The sequence below is a fragment of the Pseudomonas sp. 1L-C-7-B-C1 genome, assembly GCF_057291635.1.
This window is the reverse complement of the sequence record NZ_JBXAWH010000012.1, coordinates 134,652-150,640: the sequence shown is the minus strand read 5'-3', so window position 1 is coordinate 150,640 and position 15,989 is coordinate 134,652. Positions and strand designations below refer to the sequence as shown.

Annotated in this window: 14 protein-coding genes; 7 read left to right on the top strand and 7 right to left on the bottom strand. The window is 62.5% G+C overall.

The features are described from left to right. The first annotated feature begins 56 nt into the window (after positions 1 to 56). Complete coding sequence (locus AC0Z8Z_RS18980; RefSeq protein ID WP_485620191.1) at positions 57 to 1,031, top strand: FecCD family ABC transporter permease; 975 nt, start codon at positions 57 to 59, stop codon at positions 1,029 to 1,031. Continuing rightward, positions 1,028 to 1,834, top strand: a complete 807-nt coding sequence (locus AC0Z8Z_RS18975; protein ID WP_485620137.1) for an ABC transporter ATP-binding protein — start codon at positions 1,028 to 1,030, stop codon at positions 1,832 to 1,834. Before AC0Z8Z_RS18980 ends, AC0Z8Z_RS18975 begins: the two co-directional genes overlap by 4 nt. A gap of 450 nt (positions 1,835 to 2,284) precedes the next feature. Here the strand turns inward: AC0Z8Z_RS18975 and AC0Z8Z_RS18970 are convergent, their stop codons facing one another. Further along, positions 2,285 to 3,559 (bottom strand): glucarate dehydratase family protein, encoded by a 1,275-nt coding sequence (locus AC0Z8Z_RS18970; RefSeq protein WP_485620136.1) that lies wholly within the window; start codon positions 3,557 to 3,559, stop codon positions 2,285 to 2,287. Between the two features lie 31 nt (positions 3,560 to 3,590). Further along, a complete protein-coding gene (locus tag AC0Z8Z_RS18965; RefSeq protein ID WP_485620190.1) occupies positions 3,591 to 4,877 on the bottom strand; it encodes an MFS transporter in 1,287 nt (428 codons plus the stop codon). Positions 4,878 to 5,110: 233 nt separating this feature from the next. On the opposite strand from AC0Z8Z_RS18965, the gene AC0Z8Z_RS18960 reads away from it, so the two are divergent. Further along, positions 5,111 to 6,010 (top strand): LysR family transcriptional regulator, encoded by a 900-nt coding sequence (locus tag AC0Z8Z_RS18960; protein WP_272635313.1) that lies wholly within the window; start codon positions 5,111 to 5,113, stop codon positions 6,008 to 6,010. A gap of 264 nt (positions 6,011 to 6,274) precedes the next feature. Here AC0Z8Z_RS18960 and AC0Z8Z_RS18955 read toward each other — a convergent pair whose 3' ends face one another. Beyond that, the gene (locus AC0Z8Z_RS18955) at positions 6,275 to 7,564 is read right to left on the bottom strand and encodes an MFS transporter (protein WP_485620135.1); all 1,290 of its coding nucleotides are present in this window, start codon (positions 7,562 to 7,564) and stop codon (positions 6,275 to 6,277) included. A gap of 338 nt (positions 7,565 to 7,902) precedes the next feature. Between AC0Z8Z_RS18955 and uxuA the strand changes: the two genes are divergently transcribed. Then, entirely contained in the window at positions 7,903 to 8,946 is a 1,044-nt protein-coding gene (uxuA, locus tag AC0Z8Z_RS18950) for a mannonate dehydratase (protein WP_485620134.1), read from the top strand. Positions 8,947 to 8,989: 43 nt separating this feature from the next. Here uxuA and AC0Z8Z_RS18945 read toward each other — a convergent pair whose 3' ends face one another. The 3 genes from AC0Z8Z_RS18945 to AC0Z8Z_RS18935 form a co-directional block, all read right to left on the bottom strand. Next, positions 8,990 to 9,697: a FadR/GntR family transcriptional regulator gene (locus tag AC0Z8Z_RS18945; protein WP_172611965.1), complete on the bottom strand. Its 708-nt coding sequence runs from the start codon at positions 9,695 to 9,697 to the stop codon at positions 8,990 to 8,992. 218 nt (positions 9,698 to 9,915) lie between these two features. Then, positions 9,916 to 11,046, bottom strand: a complete 1,131-nt coding sequence (locus tag AC0Z8Z_RS18940; protein WP_485620133.1) for a mannitol dehydrogenase family protein — start codon at positions 11,044 to 11,046, stop codon at positions 9,916 to 9,918. An 11-nt stretch (positions 11,047 to 11,057) separates the two neighbouring features. Continuing rightward, positions 11,058 to 12,068 (bottom strand): zinc-binding alcohol dehydrogenase family protein, encoded by a 1,011-nt coding sequence (locus tag AC0Z8Z_RS18935; RefSeq protein ID WP_172611963.1) that lies wholly within the window; start codon positions 12,066 to 12,068, stop codon positions 11,058 to 11,060. A 288-nt stretch (positions 12,069 to 12,356) separates the two neighbouring features. Between AC0Z8Z_RS18935 and AC0Z8Z_RS18930 the strand changes: the two genes are divergently transcribed. Continuing rightward, the gene (locus tag AC0Z8Z_RS18930; RefSeq protein WP_485620132.1) at positions 12,357 to 12,758 is read left to right on the top strand and encodes a hypothetical protein; all 402 of its coding nucleotides are present in this window, start codon (positions 12,357 to 12,359) and stop codon (positions 12,756 to 12,758) included. A 52-nt stretch (positions 12,759 to 12,810) separates the two neighbouring features. Here AC0Z8Z_RS18930 and AC0Z8Z_RS18925 read toward each other — a convergent pair whose 3' ends face one another. Then, entirely contained in the window at positions 12,811 to 13,662 is an 852-nt protein-coding gene (locus AC0Z8Z_RS18925) for an urea carboxylase-associated family protein (protein ID WP_485620131.1), read from the bottom strand. A gap of 217 nt (positions 13,663 to 13,879) precedes the next feature. Between AC0Z8Z_RS18925 and AC0Z8Z_RS18920 the strand changes: the two genes are divergently transcribed. Both AC0Z8Z_RS18920 and iolG read left to right on the top strand, forming a co-directional pair. Continuing rightward, complete coding sequence (locus AC0Z8Z_RS18920) at positions 13,880 to 14,905, top strand: LacI family DNA-binding transcriptional regulator (protein WP_485620130.1); 1,026 nt, start codon at positions 13,880 to 13,882, stop codon at positions 14,903 to 14,905. Positions 14,906 to 14,962: 57 nt separating this feature from the next. Continuing rightward, positions 14,963 to 15,961, top strand: coding sequence for an inositol 2-dehydrogenase (gene iolG, locus AC0Z8Z_RS18915; protein ID WP_485620129.1), 999 nt, complete (start codon positions 14,963 to 14,965; stop codon positions 15,959 to 15,961). Positions 15,962 to 15,989 lie beyond the last annotated feature (28 nt).

The window sequence follows — 15,989 nt, the reverse complement described above, 5'->3', positions numbered from 1 at the left end:
TGCCCCGGTCGAGCGTCGTCCGAATCTTCGGCCACGGTGCCTGGGCCCTCGCGTTGATGGCGTTGGCGGTGCTGGCGGGCGTGGCGATTGGCGAGACGTCGATCAGCCTGCCGGTGATCGTTCAGGTGCTGGCCAACAAGCTGTGGGCCGCGGGTTTTCCTCTCGACCCTATCGACGAGGGCATCGTCTGGAATTACCGCCTGACCCGGGCCATCGTTGCCGCGACCTGCGGCGCAGGGCTGGCGGTGTCGGGCGTGGTCTTGCAATCGTTGCTGCGCAATCCGCTGGCCGATCCCTACTTGCTGGGCATTTCCGCCGGCGCGTCGACCGGCGCAGTGTTGGTGGCGATCATCGGCATCGGCGCCGGTACGATTTCTCTCTCGACCGGCGCGTTTGCCGGTGCGATCGCCGCGTTCGCGCTGGTCGCCCTGCTCGCCCGCTCCTCCCGTGGTCAGACCGCTGCCGGCCAGATCATTCTGGCGGGCATTGCCGGGTCCCAGCTGTTCAACGCCCTGACGTCTTTCCTGATCACCAAGTCGGCCAATGCCGAACAGGCGCGCGGGATCATGTTCTGGTTGCTGGGCAATCTCAGCGGCGTGCGCTGGTCGTCGGTGGCGCTGTCAGTGCCGGTCGTGTTGCTCGGCTTGCTGGTGTGCCTGTGGCATCGGCGCGCGCTGGATGCGTTCACGTTTGGCACCGATTCAGCCGCATCGCTGGGCATTCCGGTGCGCCGGGTGCAGGCCGTGCTGATCCTCACTGCCGCGCTGATGACGGCGGTGATGGTGTCGATTGTCGGCTCCATCGGCTTCGTCGGTTTGGTGATTCCCCATGCGGTGCGCCTGGTGGCCGGCGTGCGCCATGCACGGTTGCTGCCCTTGAGCGCCCTGATCGGCGCGCTGTTCATGATCGCCGCCGATGTGCTGTCGCGCACGCTGATCAAGGGTCAGGTGTTGCCGATCGGGGTGATCACTGCGCTGGTGGGCGCGCCGGTGTTTGCCATGATGCTGGTCCGCGGGAATCGTCCTCGATGAACGCCCGTCAGGAGGTGCCCGGCGCCATGCTCGAAGGCAGTGACCTGGGTTATTCGGTCAAGGGCGCGCCACTGCTCAGTGGCGTGAGCCTGGCGATTCGGCCGGGGGAGAATCTGGGGATCGTCGGGCCCAATGGCTCGGGCAAGTCGACGCTGTTGAAGTTGCTGGCAGGGATTCAGACGCCGTCTCAGGGCGAAGTTCGCCTGGGCGGGAAGCGCTTGTCGGCGCTGAGCCGGCGGGACATTGCGCGGCAGGTGGCGGTGGTGGAGCAGCATGCCCAGACCGGTGATTCGATCAGTCTGTTGCAGGCGGTTGAGCTGGGGCGTACGCCGTGGCTGTCGGCGCTGGCGCCGTGGGGCGAGATGGATGACGGGATTGTGGCGAAGGCCATTGCGGATGTGAGTTTGCAGCCTCTGGTGCATCGGTCGTGGCATACGTTGTCGGGTGGGGAGCAGCAGCGCGGGCATATTGCGCGGGCTTTGGCGCAGCGGCCGCAGGTGTTGTTGCTGGATGAGCCGACGAATCATCTGGATATCCAGCAGCAGTTGTCGATTTTGCAGCTGGTGCAGGATTTGCCGGTGACGACGGTGGTGGCGTTGCATGATTTGAATCAGGCGTTGGGCTGTGATCGTCTGGCGGTGATGGATGGCGGGCGGTTGGTGGCGTTGGGTTCGCCGTTTGAGGTGTTGTCGCCGGAGCTGTTGGGTGACGTTTTTGGGGTGCGGGGGCATTGGTTGGTTGATCCGTTTGACGGGGCTCGTATGTTGAGGCTGAGGGCGCCAGGATCAACGGCGTCGGCCTAACGGCCTCGTTTTCGCCTTCGGCGAGTTACTTGGAAAAGCACCCCAAGTAACCAAGGGTGCTTGCTCTCGGTTTGGCCCGACTTCGTCGGGTTCCCTCACTCCGACGACGCTCCGTGGGCCCGCGCCGAACGGACATCCATGTCCTGACGGCGCTCTCGCCGCATCCATGCGGCTCGGCCCACTGCGCGTCGTCTGCGTTCGGCCTGCACCAAAGTCGCGATTGGTGGTGTCTGGGCCTTTTGCGTATGAAGATCAAGAGCAGATCAAAAGCTTCCCGGCTGAAGCCGGTCCTACAGGCGCGCGCGGTCTATTAGTGGGACCGGCTTTAGCCGGGAAGAGGCCAGTCCAGGCGCCGGCGGATTTTTCGGTTTGGACCCTCCTTGTGGGAGCGAGCTTGCTCGCGAATGCGGTATCCCAAACGCCGCCGTTCATGCAGCCCCACCCCCAACCTCAATACCGTGGCTTCACCGCCTTCCACTCCGGTTTGTATTTCTGCATCTGCCGTACATCGTCCCGCTGGCGAATGCCGCACGTCAGGAATTGGTCATTGAGTTTGCCTAGCTGGTCGTAGTCCAGTTCAAGGCCCAGCCCCGGCTCGCGGGTGAGGTGGACGCAGCCGTCGACGATGGGGAGTTTGCCGCCTTTGATGACTTCTTCGTCCGGTTCTTGCCACGGGTAGTGGGTGTCGCAGGCGAAGTCGAGGTTGGGGACGGCGGCGGCGACGTGGGTCATGGCCATGAGGCTGATGCCCAGGTGGGAATTGGAGTGCATGGAGACGCCGAGGCCGAAGGTGTCGCACATTTTTGCCAGCGCCTGGGTGTCGCGCAGGCCGCCCCAGTAATGGTGGTCGGCGAGGACGATCTGCACGCTGTTCAGCGCGACGCTGCGGCGGAATTCGTCGAAGTCGGTGACGACCATGTTGGTCGCCAGCGGCAGGCCGGTGCGTTTGTGCAGTTCGGCCATGCCTTCCAGCCCGGGCGTCGGGTCTTCGTAATACTGCAGGTCGTCGCCGAGCAGTTCGGCCATGCGGATCGAGGTCTCCAGCGACCAGTTGCCGTTGGGGTCGATGCGCAGCGGATAGCCCGGGAATGCCTTTTTCAACGCCTTGATGCACGCCACTTCGTGCTCCGGGTCCAGCGCGCCGGCTTTCAGTTTGATGCTCTTGAAGCCGTAGGCTTCGATCATGCGCCGCGCCTGGGCGACGATTTGTTCTTCGCTCAGCGCTTCTCCCCAGCTGTCCGGCGCGTAAGGCGAGTCGGCGTGTTGGGCGTATTTGAAGAACAGGTACGCACTGAACGGCACGCGGTCGCGAACGGCACCGCCCAGCAGGTCAACCAGTGGCAGGTTCATGGAACGTGCCTGCACATCCAGAAACGCCACTTCGAACGCCGAATAGGCATTGCTCACCGCCTTGCTGGCGTGGGAGCCCGGCGCCAGTTCAGCCCCGGCAATACTCGCTGGCTTGTTTGCAGCAACGGTCGCTTTGACCACCGCGCGCAGGTGGTTGAGGTTGAACGGGTCCATGCCGATCAACTGGCTCTGCAACTGCTGCTGGATCGCCAGCGCAGGCGCATCGCCGTAGCTTTCGCCCAGCCCGAGGTAGCCGTTGTCGGTTTCCACTTCAATGATCGAGCGCAGGGCAAAGGGCTCGTGGATGCCGCTGGCGTTGAGCAACGGCGGATCGCGGAAGGCAATCGGGGTGACGGTGACGCGTGTGATTTTCAAATGACTTCTCCCGGTCAATCAGGGTGTGAGCTTAGGGTTTCAGGCTTGGTTTTGAGCTGAGCGAGGTCGCTGTACGAAGGGTTGCAGCGTCTTCAGGCTTGGGGCGGTGCGGGTCGCCTTTGGGCGTGGTGCGGGCGAAGAAGATCACCACGGCCGCCACCAGCGAGGTCAGCGCCAGGCCGTACATGCCGCCTTGAATGGAGCCGGTTTTCTGCTCCAGAAAACCGAACGCCGTGGGCGCCACGAAGCCGCCGAGGTTGCCGATGGAATTGATCAGCGCGATGACAGCCGCGGCGATGCGCGCGTCCAGATAGCCTTGGGGAATCGGCCAGAACAGCGCCGAAGCTGCCTTGAAACCGATGGCGGCAAAACAGATGGCGACGAAGGCAAAGATCGGCCCGCCGACGGTGGACATGAACATCCCGCACGCGGCAATCACCAGGGTGACCGCAACCCACGCCTGTTGATGCTTGAAGCGAGCGGCCAGCGCGGCGAAGCCGTACATGGCGATGATCGAGATGATCCACGGGATGGAGTTGAACAGGCCGACTTCGAAATCGGTGAGGCTGCCCATCTTCTTGATCATGCTCGGCAGCCAGAACGTCGCGCCGTAGATGGTCAGGGCCACGGAAAAGTAGATGAAGCAAAAGAGCATGATTTGCCGGTCGGCGAGCAGCTTGAAGATGGACGGTTTGACCACCTGAGCCGCTTCACGGGCGCGTTGTTCCGCGTCGATCGCGCTGATCAGTGCGCCCTTCTCTTCTTCGCTCAGCCATTTGGCTTCGCGGGGATGGGACTGCAGCCAGAACCAGACGAATCCGCACAGGGCGATGGAAGCAAAGCCTTCGATGATGAACATCCACTGCCAGCCGTGCAGGTTCAGGCCGCTGACGCCGAGCAGCGCGCCGGACACCGGCCCGGAAATCACCGAGGCAATGGCCGAGCCGCTGAGGAAGATGGCCATGGCCTTGCCGCGTTCGCTCGAAGGCAGCCACTGGGTGAAGTAATAAATGATGCCCGGGAAGAACCCCGCTTCGGCCGCGCCGAGGATGAAGCGCAGCACATAGAAACTGGTTTCGCCGCGCACGAAGGCCATGGCCATCGCCGCTGCGCCCCAGGTGAACATGATGCGCGTCAGCCAGGCGCGGGCGCCGAAGCGTTGCAGGAGCATGTTCGACGGGACTTCGAACAGCGCGTAGCCGACGAAAAACAGCCCGGCGCCGAGCCCGTAGGCAGCGGCGCCGATGCCCAGGTCGGTTTCCATGTGGCTGCGGACGAAGCCGATGTTGACCCGGTCGATGTAGTTGACGATGAACATGATGACGAACAACGGCAACACATGACGCTTCACCTTCGCGGCCGCGCGGGCCAGTACGGTGGGATCGGCGCCGCCGATGGGTTCACTCTGGGGAACTGTGCGGTTCAAGGTGCGACTCCCGGTCTTTGTGATTTTTTTTGGGATGGGAAATGCAGGTGATGAACCGATCATGGACCGGCGCATTGTTCCCGTCTAATCTAGATTGACTGTTGATTGATACCCGGAATAGATCAATGTTCGAGCTTGCCCAGCTGCGCTGCTTCACCACCGTCGCCACCGAACTTAACTTTCGCCGCGCCGCCGAACGCCTGAACATGACCCAGCCGCCGCTCAGTCGGCAGATCCAGTTGCTTGAGCATTCGCTGGGCGTTCAGCTGTTCAACCGCAACACCCGCAGCGTCGCGTTGACCGCTGCAGGTCGGGCGTTTTTCATCGAAGCGCAGACGCTGCTCGAGCGCGCGCATCAGGCGGCCATCGCGGCGCGGCGCTTTGCCGAGGGTGACATCGGCTCGGTGACCATCAGTTTCGTCGGCAGCGCGGTGTACGAGTTTTTGCCGCGGGTCATCGCCGAAGCCCGGCAGAACCAGCCCCACGTGAAAATATCCCTGACTGAACTCAACACCTACCAGCAACACGAAGCCTTGCGCGCCCGGCGCATCGATCTGGGCATCGTGCGGGCGCCGCTGCTGCAGCCCGGTTATGAGACCGAATGCCTGGTCCGCGAGCCGTTCGTGCTGGCGGTGCCCAGCAGTCACCCGCTGGCCAGCGCACAGAACATCAGCGTGCAAGACCTCGACGCCCAGCCCTTCCTGATGTACTCGCACTCGGCGTACCCGCCGTTCAACGAACTGCTCACCGGCATGTTTCGCTCGGCGCAAGTGGCGCCCGAGTACGTGCAGTGGCTGGGGTCGTCGCTGACCATTCTGGCGCTGGTGAATGCCGGCATGGGCCTGGCGCTGGTGCCGCGCTGCGCCGCCAATGTGGTGTTCAAGGGCGTGACGTTCCGCGATATCGATCTGGGTGAAGGGGTGCAGAGTGAGCTGCATCTGGTCTGGCGTTCGGACAACGACAACCCGGCGTGTCAGATGCTGCTGGAGGCGATTCGCGCGGCGGTGAAAGCCGAAGGGGTGTGAAGCGGATGCGGCCGGAACCCCATAATCAATGGGACTGGCTGGAACGCCGACTTGTGGGACCGGCTTTAGCCGGGAAGGCGTCAGTGGTTACACCGCAAGATTAACGGTGCCTGCACTGGCCTCTTCCCGGCTAAAGCCGGTCCCACTAAAGCATCCGTGTGCCTTCAATGGGACTGGCCGGAACGCCGACTTGTGGGACCGGCTTTAGCCGGGAAGGCGTCAGTGGTTACACCGCAAAAGTGACGTCCGCATCCGGCTCAGCACTCAGGTGCGGTGGGCGGCTGCCGACACATCCAGCGGCGATGCATCCTCCGGCGTGGTCGAAAACGGCTCGATCTTGCCGACGATGAACAGGTAACTGAACGCCCCTAACAGCGCGAACGCCCCGGCCGTCATGAGCGGCGCAGTGAACGAACCGTTGCCGATCACCAGCATGAAGCCGGTAAAGGTGGTGATGAAAATGCCGGCGGTGTTCGACGCGAAGTTCTGTATCCCGCCGATCGACGCGACGTGGGCTGGAGACGGCGCCACATCAGCCGGCAGGCACCAGATGCTCGCGCCAGCGAACGCCAGGCTGGCATAGGCCAGGCTGAAAAAGCCGAGCATCGCCCAGGTACTGTCGACAAACACCGACAGGGAAATGCTCGACGACATCAGCATGCCGCCGACGATGCAGGTCTTGCGCGCGGCGGTCAGGCTCCATCCCCGGCGATACAGCGCGTCGGAAGTCAGCCCGCCGATCCAGCCGCCGACGATGGACGCCACCGCCGGAATAGTGCCCAGCGTGCCCAGTGATTTCAGCGAGAATCCGCGTTCGGTGACCAGGTAAGTCGGAAACCAGGTGATGAAGAAATAAATCACAAAGTTCAGGCAGAAGAAGCCCAGCATCATTCCCCACAGGGTGCGGTGGCGAAACAGCGACGCCCATCTGACCTTCGGCCGCGCAGCCAGGGTCGCTGCCTTGCCCGCTTCATGCTGCTCGATGGCGGCCACGGCCTGAGGCTCTTTGTAAATCAGGAACCACCCCACGACCCAGATCAGGCCCACCGCGCCGGTGATGATGAACGATGCGCGCCAGCCCCAGAATTCGATGATCAGCGCCACCAGCGGAATGGACAGCGCCGAGCCCACCCGCGAGCCGCTGTCGAAGATGCTGGTGGCAAAGCCGCGCTCTTTGATGTCGAACCACTGGCTGACGATTTTCGCGCAGGACGGATACGCCCCCGCCTCTCCCACACCGAGCATCAGCCGGCAACCGAACATCGACGCCAGGCTGCTGGCCGCCGCCGTGGCCGCCGTAAACAGCGACCACCAGGCGACCGCGAGGGGCAGCGCGATGCGTGCACCGACCTTGTCGACGAACCAGCCAAAGGGCATTTGCATAAGTGCGTAGGTCCAGAAGAAACCGCTGAGCAGCAGGCCCATTTGCCCTGAGCCAAGACCGAGTTCTTTCTGGATGTAGGGGGCGGCAACCGCGAGGTTGGCCCTGTCGATGTAGTTGATGGCCACCGCGAGGAAGCACAGAAAAATTACCAACCAGCGCCCTTTCTGCATGGCGAGTCCTCCTAATTATTTTTATGAGTAAGACGTCGTTAGAGCTTCGTCTAGCGCCCAGTCCCTGATCTGCGCGCTGTTCACTGATGGATTGAGCATCCGTCAAAAACCGCAGAATTGGCCTGACCAAATATCCGAATGCAGCGGATACTAGACCCGCAAATCGGGTTAGGGAAATCGAAAAGGCGATTTATTTGCTGAATTACGGCTCGACGGTCGGGATTTGCATAATTTGGCCTGACCAATCTATGCTGCTGCGCACGCCACGCTCCGCCCGGCTTCAACGAAGCACTGTCGGTCTTGAGCGGCCCGCTCCCCATAACAACAAGGACTGAGCAATGAAAATGACCTTCCGTTGGTACGGCGACAGCGATCCCGTCACCCTGCCCTACATCCGCCAGATCCCCGGCATGACCGGCGTGGTCTCGGCCATCTACGACATCCCGGTGGGCGAGGTCTGGCCGCTGGAGAAGATCGCCGCCCTCAAGGCTACGGTGAATGCCCACGGGCTTGAGCTGGAGGTCATCGAGAGCGTGCCGGTCCACGAAGACATCAAGCGTGGCTTGCCGACCCGCGATCAACTGATCGATAACTACGGCCAGACCCTGCGCAACCTGGCGGCCTGCGGGATCAAGGTGGTCTGCTACAACTTCATGCCGGTGTTCGACTGGACCCGCTCGACCCTGGCCATGGAGCTGCCCGACGGTTCGACCACCCTGGCGTTCGACGTGGCGGTGATCGAGCAGGCCAATCTCGATAAGGGCATCAGCCTGCCCGGCTGGGACGTCAGCTATGAGCCGGAAGTCCTGCGCGCGCTGATCAACGAATACGCGCAGGTCGATGAAGCCACCCTGCGAGAACGGCTGGCGTACTTTCTTGAGCGCATCATTCCGGTGGCCAAGGATGCGGGCATCAAGATGGCCCTGCACCCGGATGACCCGCCGCGCTCAATGTTCGGCATGCCACGGGTGGTGAAGAACCGCGAGGACCTGGCGCACATTCTGGCGATGGTCGATGACCCGGCCAATGGCCTGACGCTGTGTTCAGGCTCCCTCGGCGCCGACCTGGGCAATGACATCCCTTCGCTGGTCCGGGAATTCGGCGGTCAGGGACGCATTCACTTCGCCCATCTGCGCAATGTGAAGGTCAACGAGGCCGGTGACTTCTACGAAACCGCCCACCGCTCCGAAGACGGTTCGCTGGACATGGCCGAGATCGTCAAGGCCTACGTCGAAACCGGCTTCGAGGGCTATTACCGTCCCGACCACGGACGCATGATCTGGGGCGAAACCGGCAAACCGGGCTACGGCCTGTACGACCGCGCGCTGGGGGCGGTGTATTTGAACGGGTTGTGGGAAGGGATTCGAAAGACGATGGCGTGAGGCTGAGGACCTTTGAACAGCACCGTCTTGCGGCGGCCGACTGTTAACGCAACTCGGCTTCCATTCCGTCCAGCCACCGCGCTTCTGAACGTCGCAGGTGTTCGCGCATGGCGGTCTGGGCGCCGATCAGGTCGCGTGTCTGGACGGCGTGCAGGATGGCTTCGTGCTCGGCCACCGCCATGGCCCAGGTTTCGCGGGTTTCGGAGTGTTCGCTGACGTGGGCGGTGAGCGGGCTGTAACGCTCTTCGAAGAGGGAGGTGATGATGCGCACCAAAGTCGAGTTGCCGCTCATTTTTGCCAGCCGCTGGTGGAATTTGCGATCGTCGTCCAGCGCCGGCACGCCTTTGAGCGCACCCTCGCGCATCTTGTCGATACACCCCTGCAGGTAGCGAAAATCAGCCTTGCTGCCGTGCAGGCAAGCCAGCATCACGCTCTCACCTTCGATCAACGCCCGGGCCTGCATCAACTCTGACGGGCTTTCTCCCAACGTGCGGGTTTTGCCTTTGACGCCGAGCAGGTGCTCACAGACGTAGATCCCGGAGCCCATGCGGATTTCGACGCTGCCTTCGATTTCGAGAGCGATGAGGGCTTCGCGCAGAGACGGACGAGAGACGCCGAGCAACTGGGCCAGATCACGCTCGGGGGGCAACCGCGCGCCGGGGGCGATGCCGTGCTTGCGAATGTGCTCGCGCAATCGGTCGGCAGTGATCTGGTACAGGCGGCGTTCGGGTGCTGGGTTTGGCGCGGTCATCAATCACGTTCCATCAAGATGCGCCGGAGGATATCACAGGCGTTGGGGCGCCTTGTGCCGTGGCCAGAGATGCGGTCATGACTGAATGCGATCTTCAGTAGGACCGGCTTCAGCCGGGAAGAGGCCAGTGCGTCCACCCTCAATTTAGCGGTGTGCCAATTGACGCCTTCCCGGCTAAAGCCGGTCCCACTATGGATTCTCGGTGTGTCAGCTGGGGATCAATCGGCTAACGCTCCGCCCAGCTGCGGCTGCTCAAACCCCGCAATCCCCCGCCCCATCTCCACCACCGGCAAAAACCTGCGCTGTTTCTTTTCGTCGTGGTTCTGCGCAATGTCGGCAATCCGGTGCTGCAGAAACGGGTTGAGAAACCGATCGCGAACGATGGCCAGATAGTCCCGCGCCTGATCCCCTTGGCCCTTCGCCGCAAACACCGGCAGCACCTCCCGCTCCCACAGATCCTCCAGGCTCCCGCGCAGCAGCGGGTCGTTCATCGCCTGAAACACCGTTTCGTCCGCCGGCCGGCCATCTTTCAACCAGCGCTCGGCCAGCCAAGTGTGCCCGAGATTGAGCATGAACAACTTGAACTGTTCGTACTGCTCCAGCTCATTCGTCACCACCACACAGGAGTGCGTACACGGCAGCACCAACCCCGGCTGCCGCTCAATCGCCCAGATCGCGTACGGCTCGGCAATGGCGCCAACCGGTTGAATGGGCTGCGAGACGATGCGATCAACCAGGGAATTCGCCCAGCGGCAGGTGCCTCGCAGATAGTGGGCAAAGCCGGCGTCGATGCCCCACTGCGCCGCCAGTTGACTGATCAGGTCGCGCAGCACGTCGCCATTGCGCGACACGAGCTCACAGGGGAACAGCGACAACGGCGCATCAGGGTTCGCCTGCCAGCGGTCATGGAGCAACACCAGCAGTTTCGCCGGAAAACTTCTGGGCGTCGGGGCATCAGCGGCCAGGCAAGACGCCGTGTCCGCCGCGTCCAGCACGAAACCGTTGTCGCCGGTGTTGGAAATCACCACCTGCACGTCGTGCCGCATCGCCTGACGAATCACCGACCAATCGGGGTCGGCGTGCAGCGCCCCGGCAATCGAGGTCGACCAATACTCTTCATCTACGGTGCGACCGTCTTCTGTGCCCTGGATGCGCACCGGATACCCCAAGCCGCTGGCCAGCGCCTGCACCCGCTGGGCACTGTCGGCGCTGGATGTGGTTTGCACGACGGTGATTCTGCCCAGCGCTTCGCCCTTTTCAAGCGCCTCGGAAATAAACAGATCGGCGTGGGCCTGAAGAAAACGGCTGGTGCCAAACTGCAGGATGGGGGTAAACGGGGTTGCACGCATGCCCGCGCCTCCTAGCATTCGACGATGGCTTTGACGACCCGCTGCGCAGGGTCGAGCAGCGTGGTGAAGCGTTCGGTCACTTCGCTCAGGGCCATGCGATGAGTGTTGAGCGCAGCGTCGGGGATCAGGCCGTCGCGCAGGCATTGCTCGACGTAGCGGAAGTCCTCGACCGTGGCGTTGCGGCTGCCCATCAATGTCGCTTCGCGCTTGTGGAATTCAGGGTCGGAGAAGCTGATGGTGTCGCGAACGATGGATACCAGCACGTATTTACCGCCGTGGGCGATGAACTCGAAACCGCGCTCCATGGCCTTGGCGTTGCCGGTGGCGTCGTACACCACATCGAAGAATTCGCCCTGGGTCAGTTGCTCCAGTTGCTGCTTGTCGTCCGCGCCGATCAGCACGGCCGAGTCGATCTGCAGGTGCTGCTTGCAGAAGGTCAGACGGTCCTCCCGGGTGTCGAGCACGGTGACCTTTGCCCCGCGCAGGCGGGAGAAAATCGCCACTGCCATGCCGATCGGTCCGGTGCCGACCACCAGCGCGCGCTGGCCGGATTGCACGTCCGAGCGACGCACCGCATGGGCGCCGATGGACAGAAATTCGATCATGGCCGCCTGATCCAGCGTGACCCCGTCGGCCTTGAGCACGAAGCCGTGGGGCAAGCTCAGGTATTCAGTGAACGCGCCGTCGCGGTGGACGCCGAGCACTTGAATGCGCACGCAGCAATTGGTCTTGCCCTGGCGACAGGCGATGCAGTCGCCACAGGACAGATACGGCATCACATACACCACGTCGCCAGGCTCAAGCCCGCTGCCCGCCTCGCTTTGCTCGACGATGCCGGAAAACTCGTGGCCCATGACCCGGGGGTATTCGAGGAACGGCTGGTTGCCGTTGAAGATATGCAGGTCGGTGCCGCAGACGCCAACCCGCTTGATGCGGACCAGGGTTTCGCCAGGGGCGCGTTCGGGTTTCGGACGGTCAAGGGCCAGGAGGGATCCGGGTTTTTCGCAGACGACGGTGAGCATCTTCTTTCTCCAGACCAGGCACGCCGGCGCAACTGGGAGGGCCGAAGCCGATTGTTGCCGGGCAATGATCTTGTTGTTGTGAGGTGGCTGATGAATGCTGAAAGCGCGGGCCGCAGCTGAATGGCTCGCCCCGCAGCTCAGGAAAAAACTACACAGCCGCCTGACCATTGGCAAGACCAATTAATGAATCAAGCTATTGGCCTTACCAGATTCATGATTCGATGTTCCGGCGCGAACGCCCGTGCTACCGCTGTAAATCCCTACAGCCGATGGTTATGATCGGAGCCCATGACCTCCTCATTGCCGATCCGCTCGCCCTGCCCGCCCGGCGCCTGTCAATGCGACCGCGACCAACTGTTGGCGCTGGACGGAGCAGATGTGCGCATCCTTCGCCTGACCCGCCAGGAAGAGAAACGCCTGCTCGATCGCCTGGAAAATATCGCCAGCCTGGAAGATCTGCAGCGCTTGCAAACGCGAATGTTCGACCAACTCGGCATCCGCCTGGACATCGCTCCCGGCTTCAATGAGGTGCGCAGCATGCGCGGCATGGTCATCGACATCGCCGCACTGCCCGGCATGTGCCGCAAGACCCGCGCCGCCATCCCCGCCGCCATCCGCCGCGGCCTGGAAAGAAACCCTGAAATCGCCTGGCGCCTGCTCAACGCCCACGACTTGTTGCGGGATGCCTGATCGCGGTGAGCTGCCCGCAGGCTCTCTCACTGCAGAACCTGCATCTACGGCCTTACTTCTCCCAGTCCGCCTTGGCGATCTTCAACCCGTGCAGACCGTTGTAGGCCGCGCGTTTGGGCTGCTCCCAGCCTTGCAGCAACGCCGCATCAAGGTCGTAAACCTCGACACCCAGCGGCCGGCAAACGGTCAGCGGGTCCTGGGCATCCGGGCCCCACATTGGCAGTGAAAGATCACCGCCGGGGCACGTTGACAACGCGCACAGCAGGTCGATCTCGGCGAAAAATTCCAGGTAATCCCCCTGTTTGGCCGGGCAGGCTTTCATAAAATACAGGTCGTCGTGATTCAAGCCGGTGCACTGGAAGATGTTCAGCACGTCGTGGACGTCAAACTCGGTCAGGCCGTGGGGCAACACGGCCCGGGTCAGGTTCGAATGGCAGTGATGGTGAAAGTCTTCGCCGGTGAGCATTTTGTTCACATAGGGATCGCAGCGGGTGCCGAGCAAGTCATGCAGCCGCCCGCCGTGCTCGTCGATGCCATAGCTGGCGAGGCTGTCGTCGGTGATGGTGACCATCGGCCGCAGGAACGGCAGGTTCGACCACAGACGGTCGTGGGTCGTGACATGGGCGCCCTGCAGTTGCCGGGTGCGTGCCGCCCACATGCGCTCGCGGGGGTCGTCGGCACTCCAGACATTGAAGTCGCCCACTTGCGGGCCCACCGGGGTGGTCACACGGAACACCTGCCCGGCCTTGACCTTCCACGCCCGCCCGGTGCGAATGGGCACTTCGAATTGCTCGACCAGGGTGCGGCTGTCCTGCGCCTCGCGAATGCGTTGATAAAAGGCGGTGTCGACCTGCAGGGTCGAGCCTTTGCTGACCTGATAAGCAGCGGGATAGTCTTTGTACATGGGGGCTCCGGGCGGGTGGGTTTCGTCTGATGCATTGAGCAGAGCACAGCCCGTGCCAAGGGATGTGTGGCATTCAACAATCATAGCCAGAACCTGTTATTTGGAATTTAATTTCCATCTGTACAAGCAATAGAACAGCGATTAGCATTGCGACAGCCTCATCGAGGCCCCGAATCGACCTCAACAAGACCTCACCGAGAGGCGCCAGGGGATTCACATGCTCGACCGCGCCAGACGTTTTTCCATCAAGCAGATCGCGACTCAGGCCGGCGTGAGCAAAGCGACGGTCGATCGCGTCCTGCACCAGCGCGGCAGCGTGCATTACCAGACCCACCGCCGCATTCATCAAGCCCTCGAAGAACTCGAAGCCCAGGAAAAATCCGGGCCTGCGGTGGGCCGCACCTTTCATATCGACGTCATCCTGCACACGCCCAAGCGCTTCAGCGACGCGGTGCAGGAGGCGATTCTGGCGCAGCTCGGCAGTCTGGCGCCGTTTCGTGTCTTTCCGCGTTTTCACCTGTATCAGGCCATCGGCACGCAGCAGATGCACGACCTGATCCTGCGTTGCGTCGGCAAAGGCAGTCAGGGCCTGATCATCAAGGCCGCAGATGAGTTACCGATCAACGAGGCAGTGAATCAGGCCACGGCGGCGGGTGTGCCGGTGGTGACATTTGTTTCCGACCTGCCCCAGAGTGAGCGCATCGGTTACATCGGTATGGACAATCGCACCGCCGGGCAAACGGCGGCGTACTTGATGTCCCGCTGGCTGGCCGAGGAAGCGCAAGACGTGGCCGTGGTGATCAGCAGTGAGCTGTTTCGGGGCGAGGAAGAACGGGAAATGGGTTTTCGCACCTGGCTGCGCAGCCGTGCGGCCCATCTGCGCGTGGTCGACGTCACCGGTGGGTTTGGGGTGCATGAGCCGACCTTTGAAAAAGTGACGCGCGCGCTCCAGGACAATCCGTCGATCAAGGCCATTTACAGCGTCGGCGGCGGCAACCGCGCCATCGTCGAAGCCTTTGCCGCACTCGATCGGCCCCTGGATGTGTTCATCGGCCACGACCTCGATCAGGAAAACCGGCAACTGCTGGCGGAGGAAAAGATGGCCGCGATCATCGATCACAACCTGCACGTGGACGCCCGCAACGCGTTTCTGCACATCCTGCAGTTTCATCGCCTGTGGAAGGCGATGCCGATTCCCGTGTCCCACGTGCAGGTGGTGACACCGTTCAACTTGACCCACTGACGCGCAGTCGCGCCTTTACGCCGATCACCCCATAACAACAATCCCGGAGATCCACCCATGCTACGCATTGCTGTCCTCGGCGCAGGCCGTATCGCCAACATTCACGCGGCCAACGTGGCTGCCAACCCCGACGTGCAACTCGTGCTGATCGCTGATCCATGGCGCGAAGGCGTCGACACCCTGGCTAAGAGGTTGGGTTGCGCGGCAGCCTACGATTGCGCCGAGGCCATCGCCCGGGACGATGTGGACGCGATTGTCATCGGCACGCCGACCGACACCCACATCGACCTGATGCTGCGGGCGGTTAAGCTGGGCAAACCGGTGCTGTGCGAGAAACCCATTGACCTGGATTTCGCCAAAGCCGCCCGCGCAGTGGAAGAGATCGAGCGCCTGAACGGCAAAGTGATGCTGGGTTTCAACCGCCGTTTCGACCCGGACACCTTGCAGATGCGCAAAGCCATTACACGGGGGGACATCGGCGAGGTGCGCCAAGTGGTGATCACCAGCCGTGATCCGGGGCTGGCACCGGTGGAGTACCTGACCCACTCCGGCGGCATCTTCCGCGACATGACTATCCATGATTTCGACACCGCACGCACACTCCTCGGCGAAGAACCCATCGAAGTGATCGCCATCGCCAGCCGACTGGTGGAGCCCGCCCTCGCCCAGATCGACGACTACGACAGCGTGATGGTCCTGCTGCGCACCGCCTCCGGCAAACAGTGCCACATCAATTGCTGCCGCGAGGCCGTGTACGGCTACGATCAGCGCCTGGAAGTGTTCGGCTCCAAGGGGATGATCCTCAACGAAAACCATCGCCCGAGCACCGTGCGCAGCTACAGCGCCACGCAAACCGAAGTGCGCGAGCCGCTGGAGAACTTCTTCCTCGAGCGTTATGCCGCTTCCTACCGCATAGAACTGAACCAGTTCATTGACGCGGTGCGCGGCAACCAGCCCCTGCCGACCAACGCCCGCGACGGCTTGAAAGCTTTGCATCTGGCGAATTGCGCCATTGAGTCGATCAAGACCGGGCGGGCGGTGAAGGTGGAAATCTGAGTCGCGGAGGCACTTGTCGCCCGAACTC